The 25789-nt window shown below is 61.9% G+C and carries 21 protein-coding genes and 1 pseudogene; 12 read left to right on the forward strand and 10 right to left on the reverse strand.

The window, feature by feature from the left end; all coding sequences use genetic code 11:
- Positions 1–73: 73 nt before the first annotated feature.
- The 6 genes and pseudogenes from cmoB to AB5I78_RS05945 all read right to left on the reverse strand — a co-directional run bounded on the left by cmoB (position 74) and on the right by AB5I78_RS05945 (position 6611).
- Positions 74–1030 carry a tRNA 5-methoxyuridine(34)/uridine 5-oxyacetic acid(34) synthase CmoB gene (cmoB, locus tag AB5I78_RS05920; RefSeq protein WP_369300900.1) on the reverse strand — a complete coding sequence of 319 codons (957 nt, stop codon included), beginning with the start codon at positions 1028–1030 and terminating at the stop codon, positions 74–76.
- Positions 1027–1757 (reverse strand): annotated as a pseudogene (gene cmoA / locus AB5I78_RS05925) (carboxy-S-adenosyl-L-methionine synthase CmoA). The gene cmoB and the pseudogene cmoA overlap by 4 nt, the downstream one beginning before the upstream one ends.
- 36 nt (positions 1758–1793) lie before the next feature.
- Positions 1794–2450: a lysoplasmalogenase gene (locus AB5I78_RS05930; RefSeq protein ID WP_262210568.1), complete on the reverse strand. Its 657-nt coding sequence runs from the start codon at positions 2448–2450 to the stop codon at positions 1794–1796.
- 1 nt (position 2451) lies between these two features.
- Positions 2452–2841 carry a protease inhibitor I42 family protein gene (locus tag AB5I78_RS05935; RefSeq protein ID WP_106579457.1) on the reverse strand — a complete coding sequence of 130 codons (390 nt, stop codon included), beginning with the start codon at positions 2839–2841 and terminating at the stop codon, positions 2452–2454.
- 202 nt (positions 2842–3043) lie between these two features.
- On the reverse strand, positions 3044–5467 hold the full coding sequence (lon, locus tag AB5I78_RS05940; RefSeq protein ID WP_145161411.1) for an endopeptidase La: 2424 nt from the start codon (positions 5465–5467) through the stop codon (positions 3044–3046).
- A 154-nt stretch (positions 5468–5621) separates the two neighbouring features.
- On the reverse strand, positions 5622–6611 hold the full coding sequence (locus AB5I78_RS05945) for a GntR family transcriptional regulator (RefSeq protein WP_145161414.1): 990 nt from the start codon (positions 6609–6611) through the stop codon (positions 5622–5624).
- A 348-nt stretch (positions 6612–6959) separates the two neighbouring features.
- Here AB5I78_RS05945 and AB5I78_RS05950 point away from each other — a divergent pair, with 348 nt between their 5' ends.
- The 9 genes from AB5I78_RS05950 (at position 6960) to AB5I78_RS05990 (ending at position 17166) form a co-directional block, all read left to right on the forward strand.
- The gene (locus AB5I78_RS05950) at positions 6960–8291 is read left to right on the forward strand and encodes an amidase (protein WP_369300899.1); all 1332 of its coding nucleotides are present in this window, start codon (positions 6960–6962) and stop codon (positions 8289–8291) included.
- A gap of 11 nt (positions 8292–8302) precedes the next feature.
- On the forward strand, positions 8303–9181 hold the full coding sequence (locus AB5I78_RS05955; protein ID WP_053254585.1) for a polysaccharide deacetylase: 879 nt from the start codon (positions 8303–8305) through the stop codon (positions 9179–9181).
- Positions 9182–9211: 30 nt separating this feature from the next.
- Positions 9212–10552, forward strand: coding sequence for an MFS transporter (locus AB5I78_RS05960; RefSeq protein ID WP_145161421.1), 1341 nt, complete (start codon positions 9212–9214; stop codon positions 10550–10552).
- A gap of 10 nt (positions 10553–10562) precedes the next feature.
- Positions 10563–11324: an SDR family NAD(P)-dependent oxidoreductase gene (locus AB5I78_RS05965; RefSeq protein WP_145161424.1), complete on the forward strand. Its 762-nt coding sequence runs from the start codon at positions 10563–10565 to the stop codon at positions 11322–11324.
- A 50-nt stretch (positions 11325–11374) separates the two neighbouring features.
- Complete coding sequence (locus AB5I78_RS05970; protein WP_242194485.1) at positions 11375–12124, forward strand: SDR family NAD(P)-dependent oxidoreductase; 750 nt, start codon at positions 11375–11377, stop codon at positions 12122–12124.
- Between the two features lie 13 nt (positions 12125–12137).
- A complete protein-coding gene (locus tag AB5I78_RS05975) occupies positions 12138–12434 on the forward strand; it encodes a hypothetical protein (protein WP_145161429.1) in 297 nt (98 codons plus the stop codon).
- Positions 12431–13405 carry a GTP-binding protein gene (locus tag AB5I78_RS05980; protein WP_369300897.1) on the forward strand — a complete coding sequence of 325 codons (975 nt, stop codon included), beginning with the start codon at positions 12431–12433 and terminating at the stop codon, positions 13403–13405. The genes AB5I78_RS05975 and AB5I78_RS05980 overlap by 4 nt, the downstream gene beginning before the upstream one ends.
- On the forward strand, positions 13402–14574 hold the full coding sequence (locus AB5I78_RS05985) for a PotD/PotF family extracellular solute-binding protein (RefSeq protein ID WP_145161435.1): 1173 nt from the start codon (positions 13402–13404) through the stop codon (positions 14572–14574). The genes AB5I78_RS05980 and AB5I78_RS05985 overlap by 4 nt, the downstream gene beginning before the upstream one ends.
- Positions 14575–14829: 255 nt before the next feature.
- The gene (locus AB5I78_RS05990) at positions 14830–17166 is read left to right on the forward strand and encodes a putative bifunctional diguanylate cyclase/phosphodiesterase (RefSeq protein WP_369300896.1); all 2337 of its coding nucleotides are present in this window, start codon (positions 14830–14832) and stop codon (positions 17164–17166) included.
- A gap of 189 nt (positions 17167–17355) precedes the next feature.
- Here the strand turns inward: AB5I78_RS05990 and AB5I78_RS05995 are convergent, their stop codons facing one another.
- A complete protein-coding gene (locus tag AB5I78_RS05995; protein WP_145161441.1) occupies positions 17356–19773 on the reverse strand; it encodes a glucose/quinate/shikimate family membrane-bound PQQ-dependent dehydrogenase in 2418 nt (805 codons plus the stop codon).
- Positions 19774–20335: 562 nt separating this feature from the next.
- The gene (locus AB5I78_RS06000) at positions 20336–22354 is read right to left on the reverse strand and encodes a TonB-dependent receptor (RefSeq protein ID WP_369300894.1); all 2019 of its coding nucleotides are present in this window, start codon (positions 22352–22354) and stop codon (positions 20336–20338) included.
- 213 nt (positions 22355–22567) lie between these two features.
- Between AB5I78_RS06000 and AB5I78_RS06005 the strand changes: the two genes are divergently transcribed.
- A complete protein-coding gene (locus AB5I78_RS06005) occupies positions 22568–22801 on the forward strand; it encodes a VF530 family DNA-binding protein (RefSeq protein ID WP_048720273.1) in 234 nt (77 codons plus the stop codon).
- Positions 22802–22805: 4 nt separating this feature from the next.
- Complete coding sequence (locus tag AB5I78_RS06010) at positions 22806–23432, forward strand: Pr6Pr family membrane protein (protein ID WP_369300893.1); 627 nt, start codon at positions 22806–22808, stop codon at positions 23430–23432.
- 46 nt (positions 23433–23478) lie between these two features.
- Here AB5I78_RS06010 and AB5I78_RS06015 read toward each other — a convergent pair whose 3' ends face one another.
- A complete protein-coding gene (locus AB5I78_RS06015) occupies positions 23479–24246 on the reverse strand; it encodes a siderophore-interacting protein (protein ID WP_369300892.1) in 768 nt (255 codons plus the stop codon).
- Positions 24243–24815 (reverse strand): PadR family transcriptional regulator, encoded by a 573-nt coding sequence (locus AB5I78_RS06020; protein ID WP_369300891.1) that lies wholly within the window; start codon positions 24813–24815, stop codon positions 24243–24245. Before AB5I78_RS06020 ends, AB5I78_RS06015 begins: the two co-directional genes overlap by 4 nt.
- A 478-nt stretch (positions 24816–25293) precedes the next feature.
- Here AB5I78_RS06020 and AB5I78_RS06025 point away from each other — a divergent pair, with 478 nt between their 5' ends.
- Positions 25294–25785, forward strand: coding sequence for a CS1 type fimbrial major subunit (locus AB5I78_RS06025; RefSeq protein ID WP_106579440.1), 492 nt, complete (start codon positions 25294–25296; stop codon positions 25783–25785).
- Positions 25786–25789 lie beyond the last annotated feature (4 nt).

Below are 25789 nucleotides of genomic sequence, written 5' to 3' on the forward strand. Positions count from 1 at the left end.
TGACTGACAGATCGCTATCGCAGGCAAGCCAGCTCCCACAGTTTGATCTCCATTTATTCAGGGAGATTGCAGGTTATTTCTTGGCGATGATCACCGCGCGCATCGGCGCCGGCAGCCCTTCAACGGTCTTGCTGTGATCATCCGGGTCCAGGAAGTCGCTCAGCGACTGGTACTTCATCCACTCCGTGCCGCGCTGTTCCTCGACCGTGGTCACGCTCACATCCACGCAGCGCACGTCGCTGAACCCGGCGCGCCGTAGCCACAGCATCAAGGCCGGTACCGAAGGCAGGAACCACACATTGCGCATCTGCGCATAGCGGTCTTCCGGCACTAGCACTTGCTGCTGATCGCCTTCGACCACCAGCGTTTCCAGCACCAACTCGCCGCCTTTGACCAGGCAGTCTTTCAGTGCCAGCAAGTGCTCGATCGGCGAACGGCGGTGATAGAACACGCCCATGGAAAACACCGTGTCGAAGCCTTCCAGGTTCGGCGGCAGGTCTTCAAACGGGAACGGCAAGTGCCAGGCCTTCGGCTCGTTCAGGTAGCGCTGTACGGCCTGAAACTGGCAGAAAAACAGCCAGTTCGGGTCCACGCCAATCACGCTGTCGGCACCCGCGCCGAGCATGCGCCACATGTAGTAGCCGTTGCCGCAACCCACGTCGAGGATGCGCTTGCCGTTCAAATTCAGGTGCGGGGCAACGCGTGACCACTTCCAGTCCGAACGCCATTCGGTGTCCACATGCACGCCAAACAGGTTGAACGGGCCTTTGCGCCACGGGCTCAGGCCCATCAGCGCGGTGCGCATCTGTGCGCGGGTGGCGTCGTCGCAATCGGTATCAAGGGTCAGGCCATTGAGCAAATCGACTTCGCTGGGCTGGATCTGCGGCAGCGCATCCAGCGCACTCTGCCAACGCTCCAGGTCGCCATGACCCTTTTCCATCTTGCTGTCGAGTTGCGCTTGCAGGCCTTGGGCCCATACGGCCAACGGAGTACCGACCAAGTGGCGGGCGAGGGGAGAGAGATCAATCATGGCAAGGCAATCAACGAGGCAAAGTTAAGACACTGGAACCACGGCACGACTTTCGAGAACCCGGCCGCCAACAGGCGTTCGCGGTGTTCTTCGAGGCTGTCGGGCTTCATGACGTTTTCGATGGCGCTGCGCTTCTGGGCGATTTCCAGTTCGCTGTAGCCGTTGGCGCGTTTGAACGCGATGTGCAGGTCGGTGAGCAATGCGTGTTCTTCAGGGTCGTTGAACCGCAGCTTTTCCGAGAGGATCAACGCGCCGCCCGGCAGCAGCGACTGGCGGATACGCGCGAGCAATGCCAGGCGTTGATCGGGGGCGATAAATTGCAGGGTGAAATTCAGCGCCACCACCGAGGCCGGTTGGAACTGCAGCGCGAGGATATCGCCCTCGATCACCTCAACCGGCAGTGCGAGTCCTGGCCATTGAGGTATTCGCGGCAGCGCTCGACCATCGCCGCCGAGTTATCCACGGCGATTACCCGGCATCCGTCGGTGCGCACATGGCGGCGCAGCGCCTGGGTGACCGCGCCGAGGGACGAGCCCAGGTCGTAGAGCACGCTGTTGGGTTGCGCAAACTGCGCGGCCAGCACGCCGAGGTTCTCGACGATGGTCGGGTAACCGGGCACCGAGCGCTTGATCATGTCCGGGAACACCCGCACCACGTCCTCGTTAAAGGCGAAGTCCGGCACCTGGGGCAGGGGCTGGGCGAATAGGCGATCGGGTTCTTTGCTCACGGTTGTTCCGGCGACGAGGGGGGAAAGGCCGGCATTTTAGCCAAATTGGCCCTCGTGTGCGCGGGTAGTCTGATGGAAAGCCGAGGCGGTGATGCCCCACTGACCCAGCCAATACGTGCTGATCAATAAATACGGCGCCGCCTCAAAGGCGACCACGAACCGATTGATACCAATCAGCGTGTCGGAAAACACAAACGACACCGCGCCCGCCGCCGCCAGCAGGGCCGAGCGCTTGGGCACCTCACTGCCCAGTCGCGCCAATGCACGCCAGAGCATGGCGCTGATCACCAGCGCATACACCACCACCGGAATCAGCAACTCGCCCAGGCCATGGGCAATCAGAATGCTCAGCAGAATCGCGCCCACGCCCAGTGCCAATACCAGCGGCAACAACGCCAGGCGCCGGCAATCGCTGAAATAGGCTTTCAGATACGCCAAATGCGCAAACAGGAAGGCGCCCAGGCCGAAGATAAACAGGTCGCCTGGCCACGCGAGCAAGACGTCGCCCACTAGGGAAAAAATCAGCCCCAGGCTGATCCAGCGTCGATAGTCGGTGGGCGGCGCGTCATGCAGCCAGCCCAGCAACGCCAGCACCGGCAACGGTTTGACCAACAGGCACAGTAACGCCGCGTGGGTGCTCAAACCGTAGACAAAGGTGCCGGCGCCCATCAACGCAAGAATCAGCCAAGGCATATCAGTTCACCGTGATGGCGCAGTCGAAGGTTTCGGCAGGCTCGGCTTCCGGTTCCCAAGGTTGCTGGGAGGTCAGGCGCAAACGGCCCTGGCCGGCCGCGAAGGCCTGGAAGCGCCAAGTGGATTGGCCGCCACCGCCGATCACACCGGACTCGGTGCTGCTGTAAACCTCAGGGCTGAGTGCACGCAGCACGCCGCCGGCAGAATCCTGGATGGCCCAGCGATAGCCGGTGGTGGGGTTGCTCGGCAAGGTGAGGATCAGGTTTTGCCCTGTTTTAAGCTGGAGCGGGCAGGCGCTCTGGTTTTCCACGGTGACGTTTTGCTTGGGGGCACTGGCGCAGGCGGCCAGCAGGGCAAGGCTCAAGGGGAGAAGCAGGCGGGCAGCGGTCATGGGGGCTCCGTTGTTTGACGACGAAGGGCGAGCATAACCGAAGATGAGACAAGGTGTGACAAGGCGGGCTTTTGTGTTGGCAGGTCTGGCCTGATCGGGGGCAAGCCCCCTCCTACAGTTGACCGAGTACATCCTTTGGAATGCAGTCAAATGGTGGGAGGGGGCCTGCCCCGATGAGGCCAGTTCAGGCACTACACAATGGTCAGAACAGCACCTTCGCCACATCGGCAAAGCGCTTGGCAAAGTGCACCGTCATGCCTTCTTTCAGGTACTCCGGCAGCTCTTCAAAGCTGCCACGGTTGGGCTCTGGCAAAATCAGCTCATGAATCTTCTGGCGCCGCGCCGCAATCACTTTCTCACGCACCCCGCCAATCGGCAGTACATGCCCGGTCAGCGTCAGCTCGCCGGTCATCGCCACGCCTTTTTTCGGTGGCTGGTTGCGCGCCAGCGACAGCAACGCACTGGCCATGGTCACGCCGGCACTCGGGCCATCTTTGGGCGTAGCACCTTCCGGCACGTGCAAGTGCACGAAGGCTTCGTCGAAGAACTTCGGATCGCCGCCAAATGACTTGAGATTAGAGCTGATGTAGCTGTAGGCAATCTCGGCGGACTCTTTCATCACCTCACCCAACTGCCCGGTGAGCTTGAAGCCACGATTGAGCGTGTGGATGCGCGTCGCCTCGATTGGCAGGGTCGCGCCGCCCATGCTGGTCCAGGCCAGGCCTGTGATCACGCCGGTACCGGACAGCACTTGCTCATTGCGAAACACCGGCATGCCCAAGGAGCTTTCCAAATCCTTGTTGCCGATCTTGATCACCGAGTCCGGCTCGTCCAGCAGCTTGACCACGGCCTTGCGCACCAGTTTGCCCAGCTGTTTTTCTAACTGGCGCACCCCGGCTTCGCGTGCGTAGCCGTCGATCAGCGCGCGCAGGGCGCCGTCACTGATGGTCAGGGTGTTTTTCGACACACCGGCCTTTTCCAACTGTTTTGGCCACAGGTGGCGCTTGGCGATGGCAACCTTTTCTTCGGTGATATAGCCCGACAGGCGAATCACTTCCATCCGGTCCAGCAATGGGCCCGGGATCGAATCAAGCGTGTTCGCCGTGCAGACGAACAACACCTTGGACAGGTCCAGGCGCAGGTCCAGGTAGTGATCGAGGAATTCGACGTTCTGTTCCGGGTCGAGGGTTTCCAGCAAGGCCGACGCCGGGTCGCCCTGGAAGCTCTGGCCCATCTTGTCGATCTCATCGAGCATGATCACCGGGTTCATCACCTCCACATCTTTGAGCGCCTGCACCAGCTTGCCCGGCAGGGCGCCGATGTAGGTACGGCGATGGCCCTTGATCTCGGCCTCGTCGCGCATGCCGCCGACACTGAAGCGATAGAACGGCCGGCCCAGGGACTCGGCGATGGATTTACCCACGCTGGTCTTGCCCACGCCCGGCGGGCCGACCAGCAGCACGATGGAACCGGCGACTTCACCTTTATAGGCGCCCACCGCGAGAAACTCGAGGATGCGGCTCTTGATGTCATCCAGGCCCGCATGGTGCTTGTCCAGCACCTTGCGGGCGTGTTTCAGGTCGAGCTTGTCTTCGCCGTACACGCCCCACGGCACTGAGGTGGCCCAGTCCAGGTAATTGCGCGTAACGGCGTATTCCGGCGAACCCGTTTCCAGGATCGACAGTTTGTTCATTTCTTCGCTGATGCGTTTTTGCGCCTGGGTCGGCAGTACTTTGCCCACCAGGCGTTGTTCGAACTGCTCGACATCCGCGCTGCGGTCGTCCTTGGTCAGACCCAGCTCCTGCTGGATGACCTTGAGCTGTTCCTTGAGGAAGAACTCACGCTGGTGCTCGCCGATCTTGCGGTTCACCTCGGCGGAGATTTCCTTTTGCAGGCGCGCGACTTCAACTTCCTTGCGCAGCATCGGCAGGACTTTTTCCATGCGCTTGAGCATGGGCACACAGTCCAGCACTTCCTGCAGCTCGTTGCCGGTGGCCGAGGTCAACGCAGCGGCGAAGTCGGTGAGCGGCGACGGGTCGTTGGGGCTGAAGCGGTTGAGGTAGTTCTTCAACTCTTCGCTGTACAGCGGGTTGAGCGGCAGCAGTTCCTTGATCGCATTGATCAGCGCCATGCCGTAGGCCTTAACCTCGTCGGTCGGCTCGGTCGGCTGGTGCGGGTATTCGACTTCCACCAGGTACGGCGGGCGGTGGTGCTTGAGCCAGGTTTTGATGCGCACGCGGGTCAGGCCCTGGGCGACAAATTGCAGCTTGCCGTTTTCGCGGCTGGCGTGGTGCACCTTCACCAGCGTGCCGTACAGCGGCAGGCTAGAGGTATCGAAATGGCGCGGATCTTCTGGCGGGGTGTCCATGAAAAACAGCGCAAGGGAGTGGTGGTCGGATTTGCTCACCAGCTCCAGTGTCTCGGCCCACGGTTCTTCATTGACGATGACCGGCAGCACTTGCGCCGGGAAGAACGGCCGATTGTGGATCGGGATGATGTAGACCTTGTCCGGCAGGTTTTGCCCAGGCAGGGCCAGGCCGGTGTTGGACGAAGCTTGGTGTTCAGCGTTTTCGGGGTCGGCGTAATCGTTCAGGTCGATGTCCGGGAATTCTTGCTGGTCGCTCATGGGGCACCTGCATAAGGAAGTATGCAGCTTAGATGGGGCGGGGCAGCGGTGGTTTCAATGGCGGGGCGCAGTTAGCAACAAATTGCATAATATTTTCGAAACACCGCTTTCCCCCTGTGGGAGCAGGCAAGCCAGCATTGTGTACCGAGCGCCGTCAGCTGATTTTGTGAAGATAAGCCGGCAATGGCTGTTCTGGCAGCACCGACAACACCTTCAAGCGCTGCAGCATTCGCTGGCGTGCCCGCTGCAAATGCTCACGCAAATTCAGCGCCGCCGCGTCATATGCACCGTGCAGCAGCAGCTCCAGAATCAAGCGGTGTTCGGCGAGCATGGCGGGATCGGCGCCGATCCCCAGTAAACGGTAGAAAATCCGGCTGATGATCATCGGGCTCTGGCCCTGGCGAATCAGCGCGGCGATCTTGCGGTTTTGCAGGCCGGCGAGGCAGCGCTGGTGCAAGTCCTCTTCGATCTGCTCAATGGCTTGCAGGCTGCACTGTGGGCTTTCTTGAGCCGCCAGCACGCGCTGCAACATGGCTTCGAGCATGTCGCGGTCGAGGTTCGGCGCGCTCTGGCGCAGGGCTTCTGGTTCCAGGCAGGCCCGCAGTTCGTAGTCTTCGGTCACCTCGCGCGCGGTCAGCGGCCCGGCCAGCCATTGGGAGTAGGGCTCTTTTTCCACCAGGCCACGGTCGCGCAAGCGCATCAGTGCTTCACGCACCACGGCGCGGCTGACGCCGTAATGGTCGGCGGCGGCTTGCTCATCCAGGCGGTAATGGCCGAAGGCAATGCAGGTGGACAACGCCGCGCCGATTTCCTCGACGATCCGTTCGCCGAGCGGCCGGGTGTCTACCAACTCGTCATCGCCGTTGAGGCCCAGGTGCGCAGGGCTCAAGGGCAGGCGCAGCGGCTCCATGGCCAGGCCTTCGGGGTTGATCAGGTACCCGCGGCCATTGAAGCGGCAGATCAGGCCTTCGTCGTGCAGCAGGTCCAGCGCCTTGCGCACCGGCACGCGGCTGGTGCCGAACAACTCGGCCAGCGGCGCTTCCAGCAAGACCAGCCCATGGCGGGCGGTGCCGTTGACGATCGCATCACGCAACAGCGTGTGAATCATCGCGTAACGGGAGGCCGAGGCGGACACTGCTTTCATCTGCTTCTCTAGGTAAAGAGTTGAAGGGCTTGTAGGAAAGTGGTCGGGGATTCTCTCATAGTTACCCTGTCACTCTGCGCCACGCTGCTGGCACTTTTTTGGGGCCTTGGCCGTCACCCTGTTACTTTTCTGCACCAAAATGTACTTATTAATAAAAGATACATTATTTCATTCAAGGCCCGTGCCCACGCCTTTGCCAATCTTTTTGTTTCCTAAAAAACCATCTAGCCCGTAGCTCAAGGGCAGAAACGCGCTCGTGCAAAAATGGCGATACCAGAGACTGGCACGAAAGCTGCCTTTGTAAAATGTACATTTTATTAATATGTACGTTTTATGAGGTGCATCTTGATGTCAGACGCCACATCAATGGCCGAAGCGTTCGCCAGCGGTCGCAGCGACCCGGTGCAAGTCCTCGAACAGGCGCTGCTGCACGCGAGCATGGCGCCCACCGTGTTTATTTCCCTGACGGCCGAGCGCGCCCGTCGCGAAGCCGAAGCCGCCGCAGCCCGTTGGCGTGCCGGGCAACCGTTGAGCGTGTTCGATGGTGTGCCGCTAGCCTGGAAGGACCTGTTTGATGTCGCCGGCAGCATCACGACCGCCGGCGCCGCTTACCGTCGCGAGGCGCCAGCGGCGTTGCTCGATGCGCCTAGCGTGGGCCTGTTGTGTCGCGCCGGGATGGTCAGTCTCGGCAAGACCAACCTCAGCGAACTGGCTTATTCCGGCTTGGGCCTGAACCCGCATTTCGGCACGCCGTATAACCCGAACGGCAGCGATCAACCGCGTATTCCCGGTGGCTCGTCATCCGGCTCGGCCGTCGCCGTGGCCGGCGGCATTGTGCCAATCGCCATGGGCACCGACACCGCCGGCTCGATCCGCATTCCGGCCGCGCTCAACGGTGTGGTGGGCTACCGCAGCAGCAGCCGACGCTACAGCCGCGACGGGGTATTCCCGCTGGCGCACACCCTCGACAGCCTCGGCCCGCTGACCCGCAGCGTGCGCGATGCCCTGGTGATCGACGACCTGCTCAATGGCCGCACGCAAACCCATGTTGCCCGCAGCCTCAAGGGGCAACGCTTTGTGCTCGAGCAAGGCGCGCTGGAAGACATCGAACCGGCCGTACGCAATAACCTGCTACGCGCCATGGACCTCATCAAGGCCGCAGGCGCGCTGATCGAGGTGCGCCCGTCTGCCACCTTCCAGGCCACGCTCAACCTGATCAAGCAGGACGGCTGGCTCGGCTCATTCGAAGCCTTCGCGCTGCACGAGGCCTTGCTCGACAGCCGCGACGCCGACCTGCTCGACCCGCGCGTACGCCGCCGCCTGGAAGCTGCACGTTCGTTGCCCGCCAGTCAGTTGCTGCACCTGATCGACGAACGCCGTCGCCTGCAGTGCCAACTGGTCGACGAGCTCGACGGCGCCGTGCTGATTACCCCAACCGTTGCCCATGTCGCACCCCCGTTGGCCCCGCTGGAAGCCGACGACGAGCTGTTCGTGAAAACCAACCTCGCCACCCTGCGCCTGACCATGCCCGGCAGTCTGCTCGACATGCCAGGCGTCAGCCTGCCCAGCGGCCGCGATGCCCTAGGCCTGCCCACCGGGCTGCTGCTCAGCGCCCCGTCGGGGGAAGACGCACGCCTGTTGCGCGTGGCGTTGTCCGTCGAATCCGTAATGACTATTTAAGGAGACACATCATGGCTAAAGACATTCTCTGTGCATTTGGCGTCGACGTTGACGCCGTCGCCGGCTGGCTCGGCTCCTACGGCGGTGAAGACTCGCCGGACGACATCTCGCGCGGCCTGTTCGCCGGTGAAATCGGCGCGCCGCGCTTGCTCAAATTGTTCGAACGCTATGGCCTGCGCACCACCTGGTTTATTCCCGGCCACTCGATGGAAACCTTCCCCGAGCAGATGAAGGCGGTGGCCGACGCCGGTCACGAAATTGGCGTGCACGGCTACAGCCATGAAAACCCGATTGCGATGACGGCCGAACAGGAAGAAATCGTCCTGGATAAATCCATCGAGCTGATCACCCAGGTCACCGGAAAACGTCCGACCGGCTACGTCGCGCCGTGGTGGGAATTCAGCAAGGTCACCAACGAGCTGCTGCTGAAAAAAGGCATCAAGTATGACCACAGCCTGATGCACAACGACTTCCACCCCTACTACGTGCGCAAGGGCGACAGCTGGACCAAGATCGACTACAGCCAGCACCCCGACACCTGGATGAAACCGCTGGTGCGCGGCGAAGAAACCGACCTGGTGGAGATCCCGGCCAACTGGTACCTCGACGACCTGCCGCCAATGATGTTCATCAAAAAAGCCCCCAACAGCCACGGCTTCGTCAACCCGCGCCACCTGGAAGAAATGTGGCGCGATCAGTTCGACTGGGTTTACCGCGAACACGAACACGCGGTGTTCACCATGACCATTCACCCCGACGTGTCCGGTCGCCCGCAAGTGCTGCTGATGCTTGAGCGCCTGATCGAACACATCCAGAGCCATGCGGGCGTGCGCTTCGTCACCTTCGACGAAATCGCCGACGACTTTATCCGCCGCCAACCGCGTTCCTGACCCTTAGCCCACCCCCCCGAGGCGCGATTTATGTCCATCTACAACAAGCTTGACCTGACTGGCTGGAAACCCCGGCAACTGACGTCCCAGGAAGTGCGCTTCGCCACCTGGATCGCGTTTTTCGCCTGGGTGTTTGCGGTGTATGACTTCATCCTCTTTGGCACCTTGCTGCCGGAGATCGGCCGGCACTTTGGCTGGGGAGAAGTGGAGCAAGCTGAAATCGCGACCTGGGTGGCGGTGGGCACGGCAGTGGTTGCCTTTGCCATTGGCCCGGTCGTGGATAAGTTGGGGCGGCGCAAAGGCATTATTTTTACCGTGGCCGGCTCCGCGCTGTGCTCGGCACTCACCGCGATTGGCGGGGCGTGGGGCAAGTCGCCGCTGATTCTGATCCGCTCGTTGGGTGGCCTGGGCTATGCCGAGGAAACCGTCAACGCCACGTATCTGAGCGAGCTGTATGGCGCCTCTGAAGACCCGCGCCTGACCAAGCGGCGCGGGTTTATCTACAGCCTGGTGCAGGGCGGCTGGCCGGTCGGTGCGTTGATCGCCGCCGGGTTGACCGCGCTGCTGTTGCCGGTCATCGGCTGGCAGGGTTGCTTCATCTTTGCCGCGATCCCGGCCATCGTGATTGCGATCATGGCGCGCAAGCTCAAGGAGAGCCCGCAGTTCCAGATTCACCAGCGCATCAGCGAACTGCGTAAAAGTGGCGCGGTGAAAGAGGCGCAGAACGTCGCTGTGACCTACGGCGTCGACTATGACGAACACAGCAAGGCCGGCCTCAAAGCCGCCTTCCGTGGCCCTGCCCGCCGCGCCACGCTGGTGATCGGCGCCGCGCTGTTGCTCAACTGGGCGGCCATCCAGGTGTTCAGCGTGCTGGGGACTTCGGTGATCGTCAGCGTGCACCATATCTCGTTCGAGAATTCGCTGATCATCCTCGTGCTGTCGAACCTGGTGGGGTACTGCGGTTACCTGACTCATGGCTGGATGGGCGACAAAATCGGCCGTCGCAATGTCATCGGTCTGGGCTGGATGCTCGGCGGCCTGGCGTTTGCCGGGATGCTGTTTGGGCCAAGCAATATGGCGATGGTGGTGGGGCTCTACAGCCTGGGCCTGTTCTTCCTGATCGGGCCGTACTCGGCGGCGCTGTTTTTTATCAGCGAGAGTTTCCCCACCAGCATCCGCGCCACCGGTGGCGCGATCATTCATGCCATGGGCCCGATTGGGGCGGTGGTGGCCGGTTTTGGCGCCACCCAAGTGTTGTCCGCCGGCAGCGACTGGCAGACCGCCGCGCTGTGGTTCGGCGCGCTGCCATGCTTTTTATCCGGTGCGCTGATGTTTGCCGCTCGCCATGTGCGCCCGGAAACCGTTCAGTGAGGAGTGTGAGATGAGCCGTAAAGTTGCCCTGATTACCGGTGCCGCCAGCGGCATCGGCCAAGCCCTGGCCGTGGCCTATGCGCGCAATGGCGTGGCGGTGGTGGGCGGGTATTACCCGGCCGATCCGCACGACCCGCACACCACCGTGGCGCTGGTGGAAGAAGCCGGTGGTGAGTGCCTGATGCTACCGCTGGACGTGGGCGACACCGCCTCGGTGGACGCGCTGGCCGCGCAGGCCGTGCAGCATTTCGGCCGCCTGGATTACGCAGTAGCCAATGCCGGTTTGCTGCGTCGCGCACCGTTGTTGGACATGACCGATGCGTTGTGGAACGAGATGCTCAATGTCGACCTGACGGGGGTGATGCGCACCTTCCGCGCGGCCACCCGGCATATGGGCGAGGGCGGCGCGCTGGTAGCGATTTCGTCGATTGCCGGCGGCGTGTATGGCTGGCAGGAGCACAGCCATTACGCGGCGGCCAAGGCCGGCGTGCCGGGGTTGTGCCGGTCGCTGGCGGTGGAGTTGGCGCCCTTGGGCATCCGTTGCAACGCAGTGATTCCGGGCTTGATCGAGACGCCGCAGTCGCTGGATGCGAAGAACTCGTTGGGGCCTGAAGGGTTGGCGAAGGCGGCGCGGGCGATTCCGCTGGGCCGGGTAGGGCGGGCGGATGAGGTGGCCTCGTTGGTGCAGTTTTTGACCAGTGAGGCATCCAGTTATCTGACTGGGCAGAGCATCGTCATCGACGGCGGCTTGACCGTGCGCTGGCCTGACTGACCGCACGCGGTGCAAAAAATGGGGACCGTGTTTGTTTAAGGAGATTTTGTATGCCTCAACTGAATAACCGCCGCGCCGTCATCACCGGCGCTGGCAGCGGCATCGGTGCCGCCATTGCCCGCGCCTACGCCGCCGAGGGCGCTCGGCTGCTGCTGGCCGACCGTAACGCCGCCAGCCTTGCCGAAACCGCCATCACCTGCCGCAACCTCGGCGCCGAAGTGTTTGAATGCCTGGCTGACGTCGGCACTGTCGAAGGTGCCCAGGCCAGCGTCGACCGCTGCGTCGAGCACTTCGGCGGCATCGACATTCTGGTCAACAATGCCGGCATGCTCACCCAGGCCCGCTGCGTCGACCTCTCCATCGACATGTGGAACGACATGTTGCGCGTCGACCTCACCAGCGTGTTTGTCGCCAGCCAGCGCGCCTTGCCGCACATGCTGGCGCAGCGTTGGGGGCGCATCATCAATGTGGCCTCGCAATTGGGCATCAAGGGCGGCGCCGAGCTGACCCATTACGCCGCCGCCAAGGCTGGCGTGATCGGTTTCACCAAATCCCTGGCGCTGGAAGTGGCCAAGGACAATGTGCTGGTCAACGCTATCGCGCCGGGCCCTATCGAAACGCCGCTGGTGGGCGGCATCAGCGACGACTGGAAGCGCGCCAAGGCCGCCGAATTGCCCCTGGGCCGTTTCGGCCTGGCCGATGAAGTCGCGCCCACCGCCGTGCTGCTGGCCAGTGAGCCGGGTGGCAACCTGTTTGTCGGCCAGACGCTGGGCCCGAACTCCGGCGATGTCATGCCATGAGTGAGGTGTAACCATGTGCGGACTCTGCGGATTACTCGGCGAAGACCTGCACTGGAGCGACCCCTTGGGCGATGAACTGCCCCGGCGCCGCGAACGCCTGCGCCGGATCGCCGCGATCAACCAGGTGCTGGCGGTGTTCCGGCTCAAGGTCGAAGACTTCCAGGGCGCGTCCTACCTGTTGTTGGGCGCCACCGGCAAGCAGGCATTGGCCAGTGGCCTGGATCAACTCTGGCAAGCGGCTGAAAACATGCTCGGTCGCCCGCTGGATCCGCTGGACCCCCGCTTGCTTGATCACCTGGAGTCATCATGAGCATTGCCCTCAACGTCATCACCGGTTTCCTCGGCAGCGGCAAGACCACCTTGCTCAAGCGCCTGCTGCAAGGTGAAAGCCTGGGTGACACGGCGTTGCTGATCAATGAGTTCGGCGATGTCGGCATCGATCATCTGCTGGTCGAAGAAGTTGCGCCGGACACCGTGCTGCTGCCCAGCGGTTGCGTGTGCTGTTCGATTCGCGGCGAGCTCAAGGAGGCGTTGCTCGGCCTGTTGCAACGGCGCGAGCGCGGTGAAGTTCCGGCGTTCAAACGGGTGATCCTGGAGACCACCGGGTTGGCCGATCCGGCGCCGATCCTGGCCACGCTGAACAACGATGTGCAACTGCGCGGGCGTTTTCATATCGGCCTGGTGATCACGCTGGTCGATGCCAGTCACGCCACGTTGCAAGAGCGCCTGCACCCGGAATGGCTGGCCCAGGTTGCGGCGGCCGACCGCTTGCTGCTGAGCAAGACCGACTTGGCCGGCGACTGTGAAGCGTTGCGCGCGCACTTGCGGGCACTCAATGCGGGGACGCCGATTCTCGATACCCATGAGGTTCACAGCGGCGATCAGTTGCTGCTTGGCGAAGGCTTGCGCAGCGCCGAACCGGCTGTTGAAGTCAGCCGCTGGCAACTGCATCAGACCACCACTGCGACCCACGGCGCCGCGCAAGTGTGCTGCCTGAGCTTCGACCAACCGCTGGACTGGGTCGGCTTCGGGGTCTGGTTGTCGATGCTGTTAAGATGCCACGGCGAACGAATCCTTCGCGTCAAAGGACTGCTCAACGTGAACGCAAGCTCGGCCCCCATCGTCATTCATGGCGTGCAGCACTGCCTGCACGCCCCGGTGCATTTGCCCGCGTGGCCCGGCACCGACCGCCAGTCGCGCCTGGTGTTTATCCTGCGCGGCCTCGACCCGGCGCTGTTGCGGCGCTCCTTCGAGGTGTTCTCACGGCGCTTCGCAGCATGATCACATTACGTGTGCTCGGTACGTCCGTGACCCTGCTGGAATGCTTGCGCGTTCGCGCCGAAAAAGAGCTGGGTATTCGCCTGGTCTATCAGGTGCACGACGTGGCGCAGGCCCAGCGCATCGCCGTGATGCAGCCCGACAGCTACGACCTCTACGACCAATGGTTTCACAACGTTGATTTCGTCTGGCCGGCGCGGGCGATCCAGCCCATCGACACACGGCGCATCGCCTTGTGGCACGAGATCAATGATTTGCCCAAGCGTGGTCGCTTATCGGCCAACGACCGGTTGGGTGGCGGCAGCGTGCCCAGTGAGCGGCTGTTCGTGCAGCACGACGGCAGCCTTGGCAGCAGCGTCACCGAGCGCATTAGCATGCTGCCGTTGACCCATAACGCCGACAGTTTTGCCTACCGCCCGGAGCGTTTGCCCGAAGGCTTCAGCCACGGCAATGAAAGCTGGGGCTGGCTGCTCGACCCGGCCTGGAGCGCGCGCACTGCGCTGCAAAGCGATGCCGCGATAGGTGCGCTGGATGCCGCGTTGGCGGTGCAGGGCGCGGGGCTGGCGCAGTTCAAAGACATCGGCAATATGAGCATCGAAGAGATCGATGTACTGGCTGACATTCTGGTGCGCAAGCAGAAGGAGGGGCACTTTGCGGCGTTCTGGTCGGATGATGAAGAGGCCGCGCAGTTGATGCTGAGCCCCAGCATCGATATCCAGAGTCTGTGGTCGCCGACCCTGATGCGCTTGCACCGGGCAGGCGTGAAGTATCGGCTGGCGGTGCCCCGTGAAGGGTACCGCGGATGGTTTGGTGGGTTGTCGCTGTCGCGCCATGCCCAGGGGCCGGTGCTGGATGCGGCTTATGCTTATCTGAATTGGTGGTTATCCGGCTGGCCGGGGGCGGTGATGGCGCGTCAGGGCTATTACATCGGTAACCCGGCGCGCACCCGCGATCATTTGAGCAGCGCCGAGTGGGATTACTGGTATGCCGGCAAACCCGCCCGTGAAGAGCTGCTCGGCAGTGATGGCTTGCCGTTGATCGACGTCGGCGAGGTGCGTGATGGTGGCTCCTATGAGCAGCGCATGGGCCACATTGCGGTGTGGAACTCGGTGATGGATGAGCACAATTACCTGGTGCGGCGGTGGGGGGATTTCATGCGCGCGCGCGTGTGATTGCGTACGTCCCCGTTACCCAGCTTGGGGCTATGCCCCACCAGCCCTCCGAGCCAAGCGTTTGCCGCCAATAAACTGACAGACACATCCCCGTCCCTATTGGGTGTACATATTCCAGCCCCCAGCTAATCTGGTTGAACCAACCATTCGTTAAAAACGAATGTTTTTTTGACGCCAGGTCAGCAGCCGCCAGGAATGCGTATGACAGAGGGACGGATCGGCACAGAGAGGCGCGTGCTGCCAGAGGCCACGGCAATGAAGTGGCGCCACACATTTCAGACCCGCATTGCCGGGGTGTTGGCGCTATTGCTGCTGGTGGTGGTGGCTGCGACTTACTTCGCCGTCAAGGCCGCCACCACCCGCGCCGTGGAGAAACAGGCCCAGGTTCAGCTCAGCACCGGCAGCCAAGTGTTCGAACGTTTGCTCGACCTGCGCGGGCGTCGGCTGCAATACGGGTTGGATTGGCTCACCGCCGACGGCCCCTTCAAACAGGCGGTGGCCGAGGGCAACCCCGAAACGGTAATGGCCGCGCTGCGACGGCATGGCACCGGCCTGCGTTCCAGTGAAGTGTTCGTGCTGGGCCTGGATGGCAAGGTGATGGTCAGTACCTTGCCGGTACTGACACACGGCCAGCCCTTCCCGTACGACGAGGCCTTGCGGCATGCGCGACGCAGCGGGCTGCAGATGCTTATCGTCGCGATGGACAGCCTGCCCTATCTGCTTGTGCAGGATGTCGTCCTCGACCCGCAGCCCATTGCCCGCGTGGTGATGGGCTTCCCCATGGACAGGCAGTTCGCCAACGAACTGCGTTCCATGAGCAACCTTGAAGTGTCGTTCCTCAGCGTGCAGAACGGCCAGGTCGGCGAGTTGTTCAGCACCCAGCCTGAGGCCTACCGGGCCACCATCATCGATACGCTGCACCAGGCGCAACTCAACCCTGATGCGCAGATCAACCTGTTCTACGGGCAACGCGTGCTCAGCCAGGTGCTGCCGCTGGCCAACACCGGCGAGGGTAATGAAGTGCGCGTGTTGCTGCAAAGCCCGCTGGACCATGCGCTTGAGTCTTTTGCGCCGCTGGACCGGCAGTTTCTCGGGATCGCCCTGGCGGTGTTGTTGGTGTCGCTGGCCGCCGCGTTGTTGCTGGCGCGCCGCGTGTCACGCCCACTCAACGCCCTGGTGGAGGCGGCCGAGCGGATCGGGGCCGGTGATTATCGAACCCCGGTGCGGGTGCGCAGCCACGATGAATTCGGCTTGCTGGCCCAGGCCTTTAATGCAATGCAAAGCGGCATCGCCGTGCGCGAGCGGCAGTTGGCCCATAACGCGTTGCATGATCCGCTCACCGGCTTGCCCAATCGCGCGTTGGCCATGGAACGCCTGGGCAGTGCGATCAGTGCGCAGCGCCCGGTGGTGTTGCTGTACCTGGGGATCGAAAACTACCGGGTGATCAACGAAGGCTTCGGGCCACAGGGCGTCGAAGAAATGTTGCGTGAAGCCAGCCGGTGCCTGTCCATGTGCCTGTTGGCCAGTGACACCGCTGCGCGTATCGCCGGCAGCGAGTTTTTGCTGTTGCTGGAAAACACCGAGATCGACCGCGCGGTAGCCCGCGCCGACCGCCTGTATGGGCTGCTCACCGAGCCCCAGCGCATTGGCAACGACGAAGTGCGGCATGAAGTCAGCATCGGCATTGCCGCCTACCCGGCCGACGGCCAGCAGGTCGAAGAACTGATCAGCCGCGCCGCCATCGCCCGGCATGATGCGGCGAGCCTGCCCGGGCACCTGCAGATCTACCAGCAAGACCGCGACCTGGCGCACCAGCGCCAGATCACGTTGATCCGCGACCTGCGCCGCGCGGTCGTCGAAGGCGAATTGTTCCTGTGCTACCAGCCCAAACTCGACCTCATGCATGGTCACGTACGCCAGGCGGAAGCCTTGCTGCGCTGGCAGCATCCGACGCTGGGCCAGGTGTCGCCCGCCGAATTCATTCCCTTGGCCGAACGCACCGGCAGCATGCGCAGCATGACGTTGTGGGTGATCGAGGAGGCGATCCGGCAGATCGCCGAGTGGGCAGGGCGCGGTTTGCACATTCAACTGTCGGTCAACATTTCGGTGGACGACCTGGCCGATGACGACCTGGCCATTCGCGTCACCGCCTTGCTGATGCAATACGCTGTCGCGGCGCAGCAACTGACCTTCGAGATCACCGAGAGCGCGATCATGCACAACCCGCAACAGGCGCTCAGCGTGCTGGAGCAATTGCGCGGCTGTGGCATCAGCCTGTCGGTGGACGACTTCGGCACCGGCTATTCATCCCTGGCGCAGTTGCAGCGTTTGCCGGTACAGGAATTGAAGATCGACCAGTCGTTCATCCGCAACCTCGACAGCGCCAGTGGAGACGGCGTGATTGTGCGTTCGACCATCGAAATGAGCCACAACCTGGGGCTCAAGGTGGTGGCTGAGGGTGTGGAGTTCGAGCCCAGCCTGAAGTTGCTCAGGCAATGGAAGTGCGACACGGCGCAGGGTCACCTGATCAGCCGGCCGTTGAACGCCATGGCGTTTGAGATGTGGATGCGCCGCGCGCGGGTTGCCCTGTAAATCCACTCGCCTGAACACCGCTAAACCCTGTGGGAGCGGGCTTGCCCGCGATGGCCGTGTGGCCGTCAAAGAATCTGTTTCTGTTGCACCGCCCTCGCAGGCAAGCCAGCTCCCACATTGAGTGAACACGGGCACAAAAAAGGCGGCTACCCATCAGGTAGCCGCCTTTGTTTTACCGCCGGTTAACACTTAGTCCGGCAGTTTGAACGCCATCACATAGTCACCCTGCTTGGTGCCCAGCGAGCCGTGACCGCCAGCCATGACCAGCACGTACTGCTTGCCGTCCTTGCCGGTGTAGGTCATCGGTGTGGTTTGCGCGCCTGCTGGCAGGCGGCCTTCCCACAGCTGCTTGCCGTTTTTCACGTCATAGGCACGCAGGTACTGGTCGAGGGTGCCGCTGAGGAAGGACACGCCACCGGCGGTGGTGAATGTCCCGCCCAGGCTAGGTACGCCCATGGTCAGCGGGACCGGAACGGGCGAGCTGTCGCGCACGGTGCCGTTCTTGTGCATCCAGATGGTCTGGTGGTTGGTCAGGTCGACCGCCGCCACATAACCCCACGCCGGCGCCTGGCACGGCAGGCCCAGAGGCGACAGCAGCGCTTCGAGGATCACGCCGTACGGCGCGCCTTTGTTCGGCTGTACGCCTTCAGTTTCGCTGACGCGCGGACCTTGCTTGGCAATGTCGGCCGCCGGGATCAGTTTCGATTTGAACGCCATGTAGCTCGGGTTCACGAAGGCAATCTGGCGAACCGGGTCGACGGAAATGCCACCCCAGTCGAACACGCCGAAGTTACCTGGGTAAACGATCGAACCTTGCAGCGATGGCGGGGTGAACGGGCCGTCGTAGCGCATGGATTTGAAATCGATCCGGCACAGCATCTGGTCAAACGGTGTCACGCCCCACATGTCGCGTTCTTTCAACGGCGGCGGCATGAAGTTCAGGTCGGATTTGGGTTGGGTCGGGGAGGTGTGATCACCGGCCACTGCGCCTTGCGGTACAGGGATTTCGTTGATCGGCACCACAGGCTGACCGTTGGTGCGGTCCAGCACGTAGATGCTGCCTTGCTTGGTCGAAGCCATCACCGCTTGCTTGACGCCCTGTGCGGTCTTGATGTCGATCAGGCTAGGCTGGCCGCCCACGTCCATGTCCCACAGGTCGTGGTGAGTGAACTGGAAGGTCCACTTCACGTGGCCGCTGTCGATGTCCAGAGCAGTCAGGCCGGCGCTGTATTTTTCCGAATCTTCGGTACGGTCGCCGCCGTATTGGTCAGGCATCTGGTTGCCCATCGGCAGGTAGAGCATGCCGAGTTTTTCATCGACGCTGAACATGGACCACATGTTCGGCGAGTTGCGGGTGTAGGTCTTGCCCTCGGCCAACGGGGTGGTGTCGTCCGGGTTGCCGCTGTCCCAGTTCCATACCAGCTTGCCGGTGTGCACGTCGAACGCGCGGATCACGCCGCTAGGCTCGTCGGTGGAAACGTTGTCGGTCACGTGACCGCCGATCACGACCAGGTTCTTGGTCACGGCCGGTGGCGAGGTGGAGTAGTAACCGCCTGGGGCGAAGCTGCCGATATTGGCACGCAGGTCGACCTGGCCTTTGTCACCGAAGTCTTCACACATTTTGCCGGTGTCGGCATCCAGGGCGATCAGACGGGTGTCGGCAGTCGGCACGAAAATGCGTTTCGGGCAGACGGCGCTGACCGGAGCAGCGCTGGCGCTGCCGGTAGGGCTTTGTTCGGAAGCGTATACGGCGTCATCGTGATACGACACGCCACGGCAGGTCATGTGCGCCCAACCTTTGAAGTTCGCCGCACCTTCGGTGCTGATCTTCGGGTCGAAACGCCAGATTTCCTTGCCGGTGTCCGGGTCCAGGGCAATTACTTGGCTGTGCGGGGTGCACACGTAGAGCATGCCGTTGACTTTCAGCGGGGTATTTTCCGCGGTGGTTTCACCGGGATCGCCTGGGCCAGGAATGTCGCCGGTGCGGAACGTCCACGCCGGCACCAGCTTGTGGGCGTTTTCCGGAGTGATCTGCGCCAGTGGCGAGTAACGATCACCGAAGGCCGAACGACCGTAGGAGTTCCAGTCGCCATCGGCCTGGGCCGGTGCAGCGCTGGCCATGCCAGGCACGGCGTCGCGGTCGAGCTGACCGGTCTTGACCATTTCACCTGGGTTGGTGAATTGGCTGGCCAGGGCGGCAGCGCCCGCCAGCACCACGGCCACGCTCAGCGCGCCAGTGCCCAGCGGCGCAGGCTGGCCGCGCAATAACGGACGGCGAAACCACGGCAGCAGCAAGACGATGCCCAAGGCGAACAGCAGGGCCAGGCGCGGCACCAGCTGCCACCAATCCAGGCCGACTTCCCACAGTGCCCACACGGTGCTGGCGAACAGCACCAGTGCGTACAGACCCAGCGCGGCGCGGCGGGTGGCCAGCAGCAAAACGCCGGTGAGGGCGATGCCAATACCGGCCAGCAGGTAGTACAGCGACCCGCCGAGCATGCTCAGCTTGACGCCGCCGGCCAGCAAGGCCAGCCCCATGATCAGCAGCAAGATCCCCAGCAACCTGGGCAGCAGGCGGCTTGGGCTTGAAGCACCATCAGTGCTCATAGTGTGTTTCTCCGTGACGTTGGAATTATGTAACCCCGTGCTTCACTGTAGATGACGATTCGGCGCGGGCTTGGTTCAGCGTTAATTCGGTTTTTCTGGGGATAAGAGGGTTATCCACAGGCGGGCGATTTACTCCCGTGCGCAGGTCGGTAGAAGACAGCGCTGTCTCTGAAGAGGGGTAAGTTTGGCAAGGTGGGATCGACCGCAGGCATGAAACGTTTCAGTTTGTTGCGGCAAGGATAAAGCGCCTGCTCGTATTGAGAAAGACTAAATCGAGAGATGCATCATTTCAGTTCTGGTAACAGTGACAGAACGTCGCTGCAAAAATGTCTGTGGAAACCCAATTCCAGGTTGGATTGAGGGTGTGGTGGCGAGCTGGTTTGTTGAGGTGAGCGGGCTTGCCCCGCGTTGGGGCGCGAAGCGGCCCTGATCAATGAGAAATGCGGTGTATCAGGTACAGCTCATTGACTGATTTCAGGGCCGCTTCGCGGCCCAACGCGGGGCAAGCCCGCTCGCCACAGGAAGTACTTTTGCTACAAAAAACTGATTCCAAAGGCGGGCGTTAGAAAGTGGTACGCACACCCAATTGCACACTGCGCCCCGGCGCCGGCGCAATATCGCGCAGGATCGAGCTGGCATACCGCACGGTCTGGTTGGTCAGGTTTTCGCCATTGACGAACGCCAGCCACTGGCTGGCGCCAACGTTGAAGTGATAACCCGCACTCGCGCCCAGGGTGGTGTAGCCATCGGTGCCGCTCTCGTTACTCGGCACACGCCCCTGGCCCGCCGCATGTTCGACGTCGATCCGCGCCTGCCAGCGGTCCAGTTCCCACAGCAAACCGCTGTTCACGCGCAGCGGTGCGATGCGCGGCAAGGCCTCGCCGGTGTCCAGGTTGGTTGCGCGGGTGTAATCGCCCGACAGCTCCAGCGCAAACTTGCCGTAGGCACCTTCGCCGAGTTTCCAGTGATCCTGGGCTTCGAAGCCGGCGAAACGTGCACGCACGCCCGAGTACCTGTACTCAGGGATGCCGCCCGCGTCCTCTTCGCCGTCATCGTTCAGCGTATGCCCGGTGTCCAGCAGCCCGATGTAATTGGAGAAGCGGCTGTAGAACACCCCGAAGCTGCCCTTGTGGGTGCCATTGTCGAAACGCAGCGCCAAGTCGCTGGACACGGCTTTTTCTTTTTTCAGGTTGGCATCGCCCAACTCATAAGTGCCGGTGGCGACGTGGGCACCGTTGGCGTACAGCTCGTAGAAGGTCGGCGCGCGCTCGGTGTAGCCCAAGGTCGCGGCCAGGGACCAGACCGGCGTGAGGCTGTACACCGCGCCGGACGAAAGGCTGCCGGCGGTGAAGTCATTGGTTTGGTCGGCATTGGCGAAGCGCGCATTGCCCTTGGCGTCCGGGTCGACGCTGGTGTGTTCCAGGCGAGCGCCGAGGCTGAGTTTGAGGCGCTCGGTGGCCTGCATTTCTTCGAGGATAAACAGGGCGCCGGCGTTGGTGTCGGTCTGCGGCACGAAGGCTTCTTCGCCCAGGGCCGAGAATTCGTTGCGGGTCACCTGCGCGCCGACCACGCCATCGAATGGGCCAATCGGCTGATGGCGAGCTTCTACGCGCGCCTCGTAACCCTTGTTCTTGAACACCGTGCCGGTTTCGCCGCCTTCGATTTCGCGGTGTTGGTAGTCGGTGTAGCCCGCGTCGAGTTTTACCGAGGTGAACGGGCCCTGCAGGTTGCGGATCTCGGAGGCAAAGGCGTAGTGATCCTGCTTCATGCGGATGCGCACGTCCTGCTCGGCAGGTGAGCCGTAGTTTGCATCGTAGTTGCTGTAGGACAGGCCGGCGTAACCATCGTCCCAGGTGTAGGAGCCGCCCACCGCGCCGCCGTCCTGGCGCCCGTCGCTGTTGCCCAGGCGGCCGTTTTTGCCGGGGCCATCTTCGGTGTCCGGGGCGTGGCGGCTGCGCGCAAAACCGGGGATTTTCAGGTCGTTGAACTCCCGCGCGTTCGCGTCCAGGTGCAAGGCGAAGGTGCCGTTGCCGGCCTCCAGTTTGCCGGCGCTGCTGCGGGTGGTGTCGGCGCCGCCGTAGCGCAATTCACCGGCACCGTGGATGCCTTCGATGGCTTCGGTGGGGATGCGGTTGTCGAAGGTGTTGACCACGCCGCCAATGGCGCTGCCGCCGTACAGCAAGGCGGCCGGGCCGCGTACGATTTCAATGCGCTCGACGTTGACCGGGTCCAGCGGCACGGCGTGGTCGTAGGACAGTGACGAGGCATCCAGCGCGCCCACGCCGTTGCGCAGGAGGCGAATGCGGTCGCCATCCTGGCCACGAATGATCGGCCGGCTCGCACCCGGACCGAAGTAGGACGAGGACACGCCCGGCTGCTTGTTCAGGGTTTCGCCGAGGCTGCCTTTTTGTTGCAGGGTCAGATCATCACCTTCCAGCACGGTGGTCGGTGAGGCGAGCTGTTCGCTGCCCAGTGGATTGCCGGTGATGACTTGGGGTTGCAGTTCCAGGGCGTGGGCTTCGGAGCAGATCAGCAAAGCGGCGGCAAGCGGGGTCAAGCGCCAGAGAGAAGAGAGGGACATCGAACATTCCTTGGCAAAACGGCACAAAAAAGAGAAGGCTGAAACGGTATCGGGTCAGTTACTTTTGATATTTATCGTTACAATATAACATCTCTTTTTTCGCTGAAAAGGGGAACTTTTCTCCGACGTCTATATTCAATGCAGTGCTTCCACCTGTACGCCCCGTCGGCTAAGGTGCGCGGCTGTGTTTCCTCTTATTGCAAAAGGCCCGGCATGACCGCGACAAGCAACGACCCGCTCCACGGTGTGACCCTGCAACACGTCCTCACCACCCTGGTGGAACACTACGAATGGGCAGGCCTGGCCGAACGCATTGATGTGCGCTGCTTCAAGAGCGATCCGAGCATCAAGTCGAGTCTGACGTTCCTGCGCAAAACCCCATGGGCGCGGGAAAAAGTCGAAGGGTTGTACGTGAAACTGATGCGTACCAAACGCCCACTGGACTGAGCCCATGAAGCGTTTCATCGCGGCTGCGGCACTGGCCGGCTGGGCAGGGTTGGCGATTCAGCAATACCTGATTTTCGATTCGCGCTGGACGGCGGGCGCCAGCCTGCTGGGCGGGTTGATCAACTTTTTCAGTTTCTTCACGGTGCTGACCAACACGTTGGTGGTGGTGGTGCTCAGCTACGCGCTGGTCAGTCGGGATTCAGCCGCCAAGCGGTTTTTCCTGGCGCCCAGGGTCAGTAGCGCGATCGCTGCGAGCATCGTCGTGGTGAGCCTGGCGTACAACCTGCTGTTGCGGCATTTGTGGAGCCCCACAGGCTTTCAGTTCGTCGCCGATGAATTGCTGCACGACGTCATGCCGGTGCTGTTTGTGATTTATTGGTGGCGGTGTGTGCCCAAGGGCACGTTGCGTTTCAACCACATCGGCGCCTGGGTGATCTACCCGTTGGTGTACTTCGGCTATGTGCTGCTGCGCGGGCATTTGCTCGGGCAGTATCAGTACCCGTTCATTGATGTGGACACGCTCGGTTATCCACAAGTGTTTGTGAATGCCGGGGGAATTCTGGCGGGGTTTATCGGGATTGCGTTGGCAGTGGTGGGCCTGGATAAGTGCTTAAAGCCACCGCGAAACTAAATGTGGCAGCGGCGAGCCCGCTGCCACATTGTCGACCTCGATCGGCTTACTCTTCTTCGCTGCCTTCTGCACGCCAGTAACCCACAGCCTTGAGGAACGCTTCATTGACCTGATGGGTGTCCAGCAGCACGCGGCGCACTTGGCGCGACAGCTTGGTTTCTGTCGCCACGAAGCAGTACAGCGAGCCGCTCGGCAGCGTCAGTGTGCGAACAGTCTCAAGCAGGTCGTCCTGGCCGCGTATCACCCAGATCACCTGCACATCCGCGGCACTGTTCAGCGTCTGCTGTTCTGCGGCATTGGCGATTTCAATCACCGCCAGCACCTTGCGACCCGCCGGTAATTCTTCCAGGCGCCGGCCAATGGCGGGCAGGGCGGTTTCATCGCCGATCAGCAGGTAACTGTCGAACATATCCGGCACGATCATCGAACCGCGTGGCCCACCGATATACAGGTGCTGGCCGACCTGCACCTGCTCGGCCCACGTGGAGGCAGGGCCATCGCCGTGCAGCACGAAGTCGATGTCCAGTTCACCGGTGTTCAGGTCGAACCGCCGTGGCGTGTAGTCGCGCATGGCCGGCTGTGGGCCCTCGCCCTTGATGCTGAAGTTCGGGCTTTCCAGCGCGGCCTGTTCGGCGGCGTTCTGCGGGAACAGCAGCTTGATGTGGTCGTCGCTGCCCAGGCTGATAAAACCTGCCAGCTCGGGCCCACCCAGGGTGATGCGGCGCATGCGCGGGGTGATGTCGGTCACGCGCAGCACTTCCAGGCGGCGGCGCTTGATCTCGTGGGTGACGCGGTGGATGGCTTGCGTATTCATTGAGCTTTCCCCTGGACTGGTAGAACGGCCGGGCCGTCGACAATGGCTTGGGCGGTGCTGTTGAGCAGGGCCGCGACACGCGCGATTTCTTCCGGGCTCCAGCGCCCGTGGTGCAGCTGCAAGGCATGGCGCAGGTTGTGCACCGCCTCATGGATTTCGGGCGGGCGATCATGGCCGCGCAGCGAGCGTTTGCTGACGTCGATGCGCATGCGCACGCCTTCCAGGGCAATCGCCTGCTCGCTTAAGGAAAGACGACCGGCGTCGGTGATTGTGTAGCGTTTTTTTCCGCCTTCGGTATCGCCGGTCACCAGTTCGCTTTCTTCCAGAAAGGTCAGGGTCGGGTAGATCACCCCGGGGCTGGGGCTGTAGGCGCCGTCGAACAGGCCTTCGATCTGGCGGATAAGGTCGTAGCCGTGGCAGGGCTGTTCGCCGATCAACGCCAGCAGCAGTAATTTCAGGTCGCCGGGGGCAAACACGCGTGGACCACGGCCGCCGCGTTCACGGCCGGGGCGTTTTTCAAAACCATCACGGCCATCACCGTGGTTGCGTTGGTGGGGATGCTCTCTCATTTTCGCTTTCTCCGTTTGGGTTAAGATAGAACTTAAGATATATCTTTAGACGGCGAAAGGCCGAGGCGACCAACGGTCGGTGAACAGCCGTTTGGTCTTTTCAAGAAAGCGTTCAGATGTGTGAATTATATTTAGAGTTGATGCTCAACTTTTTTTGCGCCGATGTTTATCCGGAAAGTTACTGTTGTGGTACTGTTCTGACGGACTTTATTCCACAGCAAAGTTTCGAATGTAGATGTGTAGTCCTGTTCTTACAGATCAATTAAAAGTTTTGGCAATGTGCCATCTTTTTCCCTCAAGCCATACTAATTAAAGCCACAGCTCTATAAGAAATAGCGGGCATCCTGGTTATTTGAATTGCTTGATCATTACCGTGCTTTTCAAACATTGATGAGCGCGTAATGCCCTTCGCACGTTGTGCAGTGTCTTGTGTTCAACGTTCAGCGATATAACTCAATGCAAATAACAGGTGTCGACTATGTTCAAGAAGTTCGCAATTGCTGCCCCTTTGGCTGCCATGGCGCTGTCCTCCATGGCGTTCGCGGCCGGTGAGGCCAATCACACTGTCAATATCAAGGCGAGCATCCCGACCACCGTGTTCCACGTGCAGCCGCGCGACCCTAACTGGGGCCGTGACGAGGCCATGTCGTATAACCTGGCCAATGGTGAGTTGGCGTCGTTGTCCGCGGTCTACGACATGCGCAACACCAACGGGTCTATTCACGCCTATATCGACGGCGGCCCGGCAGTGCTGTTCAACGGTGATGCCACGCAAAACATTCCGCTGACCGCCACCTTGAATGGTGTAGTGCTCAGTGGCACGCCTCAGGAAGTTGTCAACGAAGCTGATTCCACACCGGGCCTGGGCGCCGTACTGCGTATCGACGCCGCCAAACCTTCGGCGAATCAGCGTGGCAATTACACCAGCGTTATGCCGCTGGTATTTGACGCGGTGCTGCCAGCTCTTTGACGTC

The organism is Pseudomonas sp. N2-3-1-14 (assembly GCF_041228395.1).
Lineage (GTDB): Bacteria > Pseudomonadota > Gammaproteobacteria > Pseudomonadales > Pseudomonadaceae > Aquipseudomonas.

Bases quoted from the DNA above. Each gene is read 5' to 3' on its own strand.
- AB5I78_RS05970 (WP_242194485.1), top strand. From the start codon at position 11,375: ATGCCTCAACTGAATAACCGCCGCGCCGTCATCACCGGCGCTGGCAGC.
- AB5I78_RS05960 (WP_145161421.1), top strand. From the start codon at position 9,212: ATGTCCATCTACAACAAGCTTGACCTGACTGGCTGGAAACCCCGGCAA.
- AB5I78_RS05945 (WP_145161414.1), bottom strand. From the start codon at position 6,611: ATGAAAGCAGTGTCCGCCTCGGCCTCCCGTTACGCGATGATTCACACG.
- AB5I78_RS05985 (WP_145161435.1), top strand. From the start codon at position 13,402: ATGATCACATTACGTGTGCTCGGTACGTCCGTGACCCTGCTGGAATGC.
- AB5I78_RS06025 (WP_106579440.1), top strand. From the start codon at position 25,294: ATGTTCAAGAAGTTCGCAATTGCTGCCCCTTTGGCTGCCATGGCGCTG.
- AB5I78_RS05935 (WP_106579457.1), bottom strand. From the start codon at position 2,841: ATGACCGCTGCCCGCCTGCTTCTCCCCTTGAGCCTTGCCCTGCTGGCC.
- AB5I78_RS05980 (WP_369300897.1), top strand. From the start codon at position 12,431: ATGAGCATTGCCCTCAACGTCATCACCGGTTTCCTCGGCAGCGGCAAG.
- AB5I78_RS06000 (WP_369300894.1), bottom strand. From the start codon at position 22,354: ATGTCCCTCTCTTCTCTCTGGCGCTTGACCCCGCTTGCCGCCGCTTTG.
- AB5I78_RS05965 (WP_145161424.1), top strand. From the start codon at position 10,563: ATGAGCCGTAAAGTTGCCCTGATTACCGGTGCCGCCAGCGGCATCGGC.
- AB5I78_RS06010 (WP_369300893.1), top strand. From the start codon at position 22,806: ATGAAGCGTTTCATCGCGGCTGCGGCACTGGCCGGCTGGGCAGGGTTG.
- AB5I78_RS05975 (WP_145161429.1), top strand. From the start codon at position 12,138: ATGTGCGGACTCTGCGGATTACTCGGCGAAGACCTGCACTGGAGCGAC.
- AB5I78_RS06005 (WP_048720273.1), top strand. From the start codon at position 22,568: ATGACCGCGACAAGCAACGACCCGCTCCACGGTGTGACCCTGCAACAC.
- AB5I78_RS05955 (WP_053254585.1), top strand. From the start codon at position 8,303: ATGGCTAAAGACATTCTCTGTGCATTTGGCGTCGACGTTGACGCCGTC.
- AB5I78_RS05995 (WP_145161441.1), bottom strand. From the start codon at position 19,773: ATGAGCACTGATGGTGCTTCAAGCCCAAGCCGCCTGCTGCCCAGGTTG.
- AB5I78_RS05930 (WP_262210568.1), bottom strand. From the start codon at position 2,450: ATGCCTTGGCTGATTCTTGCGTTGATGGGCGCCGGCACCTTTGTCTAC.
- AB5I78_RS06020 (WP_369300891.1), bottom strand. From the start codon at position 24,815: ATGAGAGAGCATCCCCACCAACGCAACCACGGTGATGGCCGTGATGGT.
- AB5I78_RS05950 (WP_369300899.1), top strand. From the start codon at position 6,960: ATGTCAGACGCCACATCAATGGCCGAAGCGTTCGCCAGCGGTCGCAGC.
- AB5I78_RS06015 (WP_369300892.1), bottom strand. From the start codon at position 24,246: ATGAATACGCAAGCCATCCACCGCGTCACCCACGAGATCAAGCGCCGC.
- lon (WP_145161411.1), bottom strand. From the start codon at position 5,467: ATGAGCGACCAGCAAGAATTCCCGGACATCGACCTGAACGATTACGCC.
- AB5I78_RS05990 (WP_369300896.1), top strand. From the start codon at position 14,830: ATGAAGTGGCGCCACACATTTCAGACCCGCATTGCCGGGGTGTTGGCG.
- cmoB (WP_369300900.1), bottom strand. From the start codon at position 1,030: ATGATTGATCTCTCTCCCCTCGCCCGCCACTTGGTCGGTACTCCGTTG.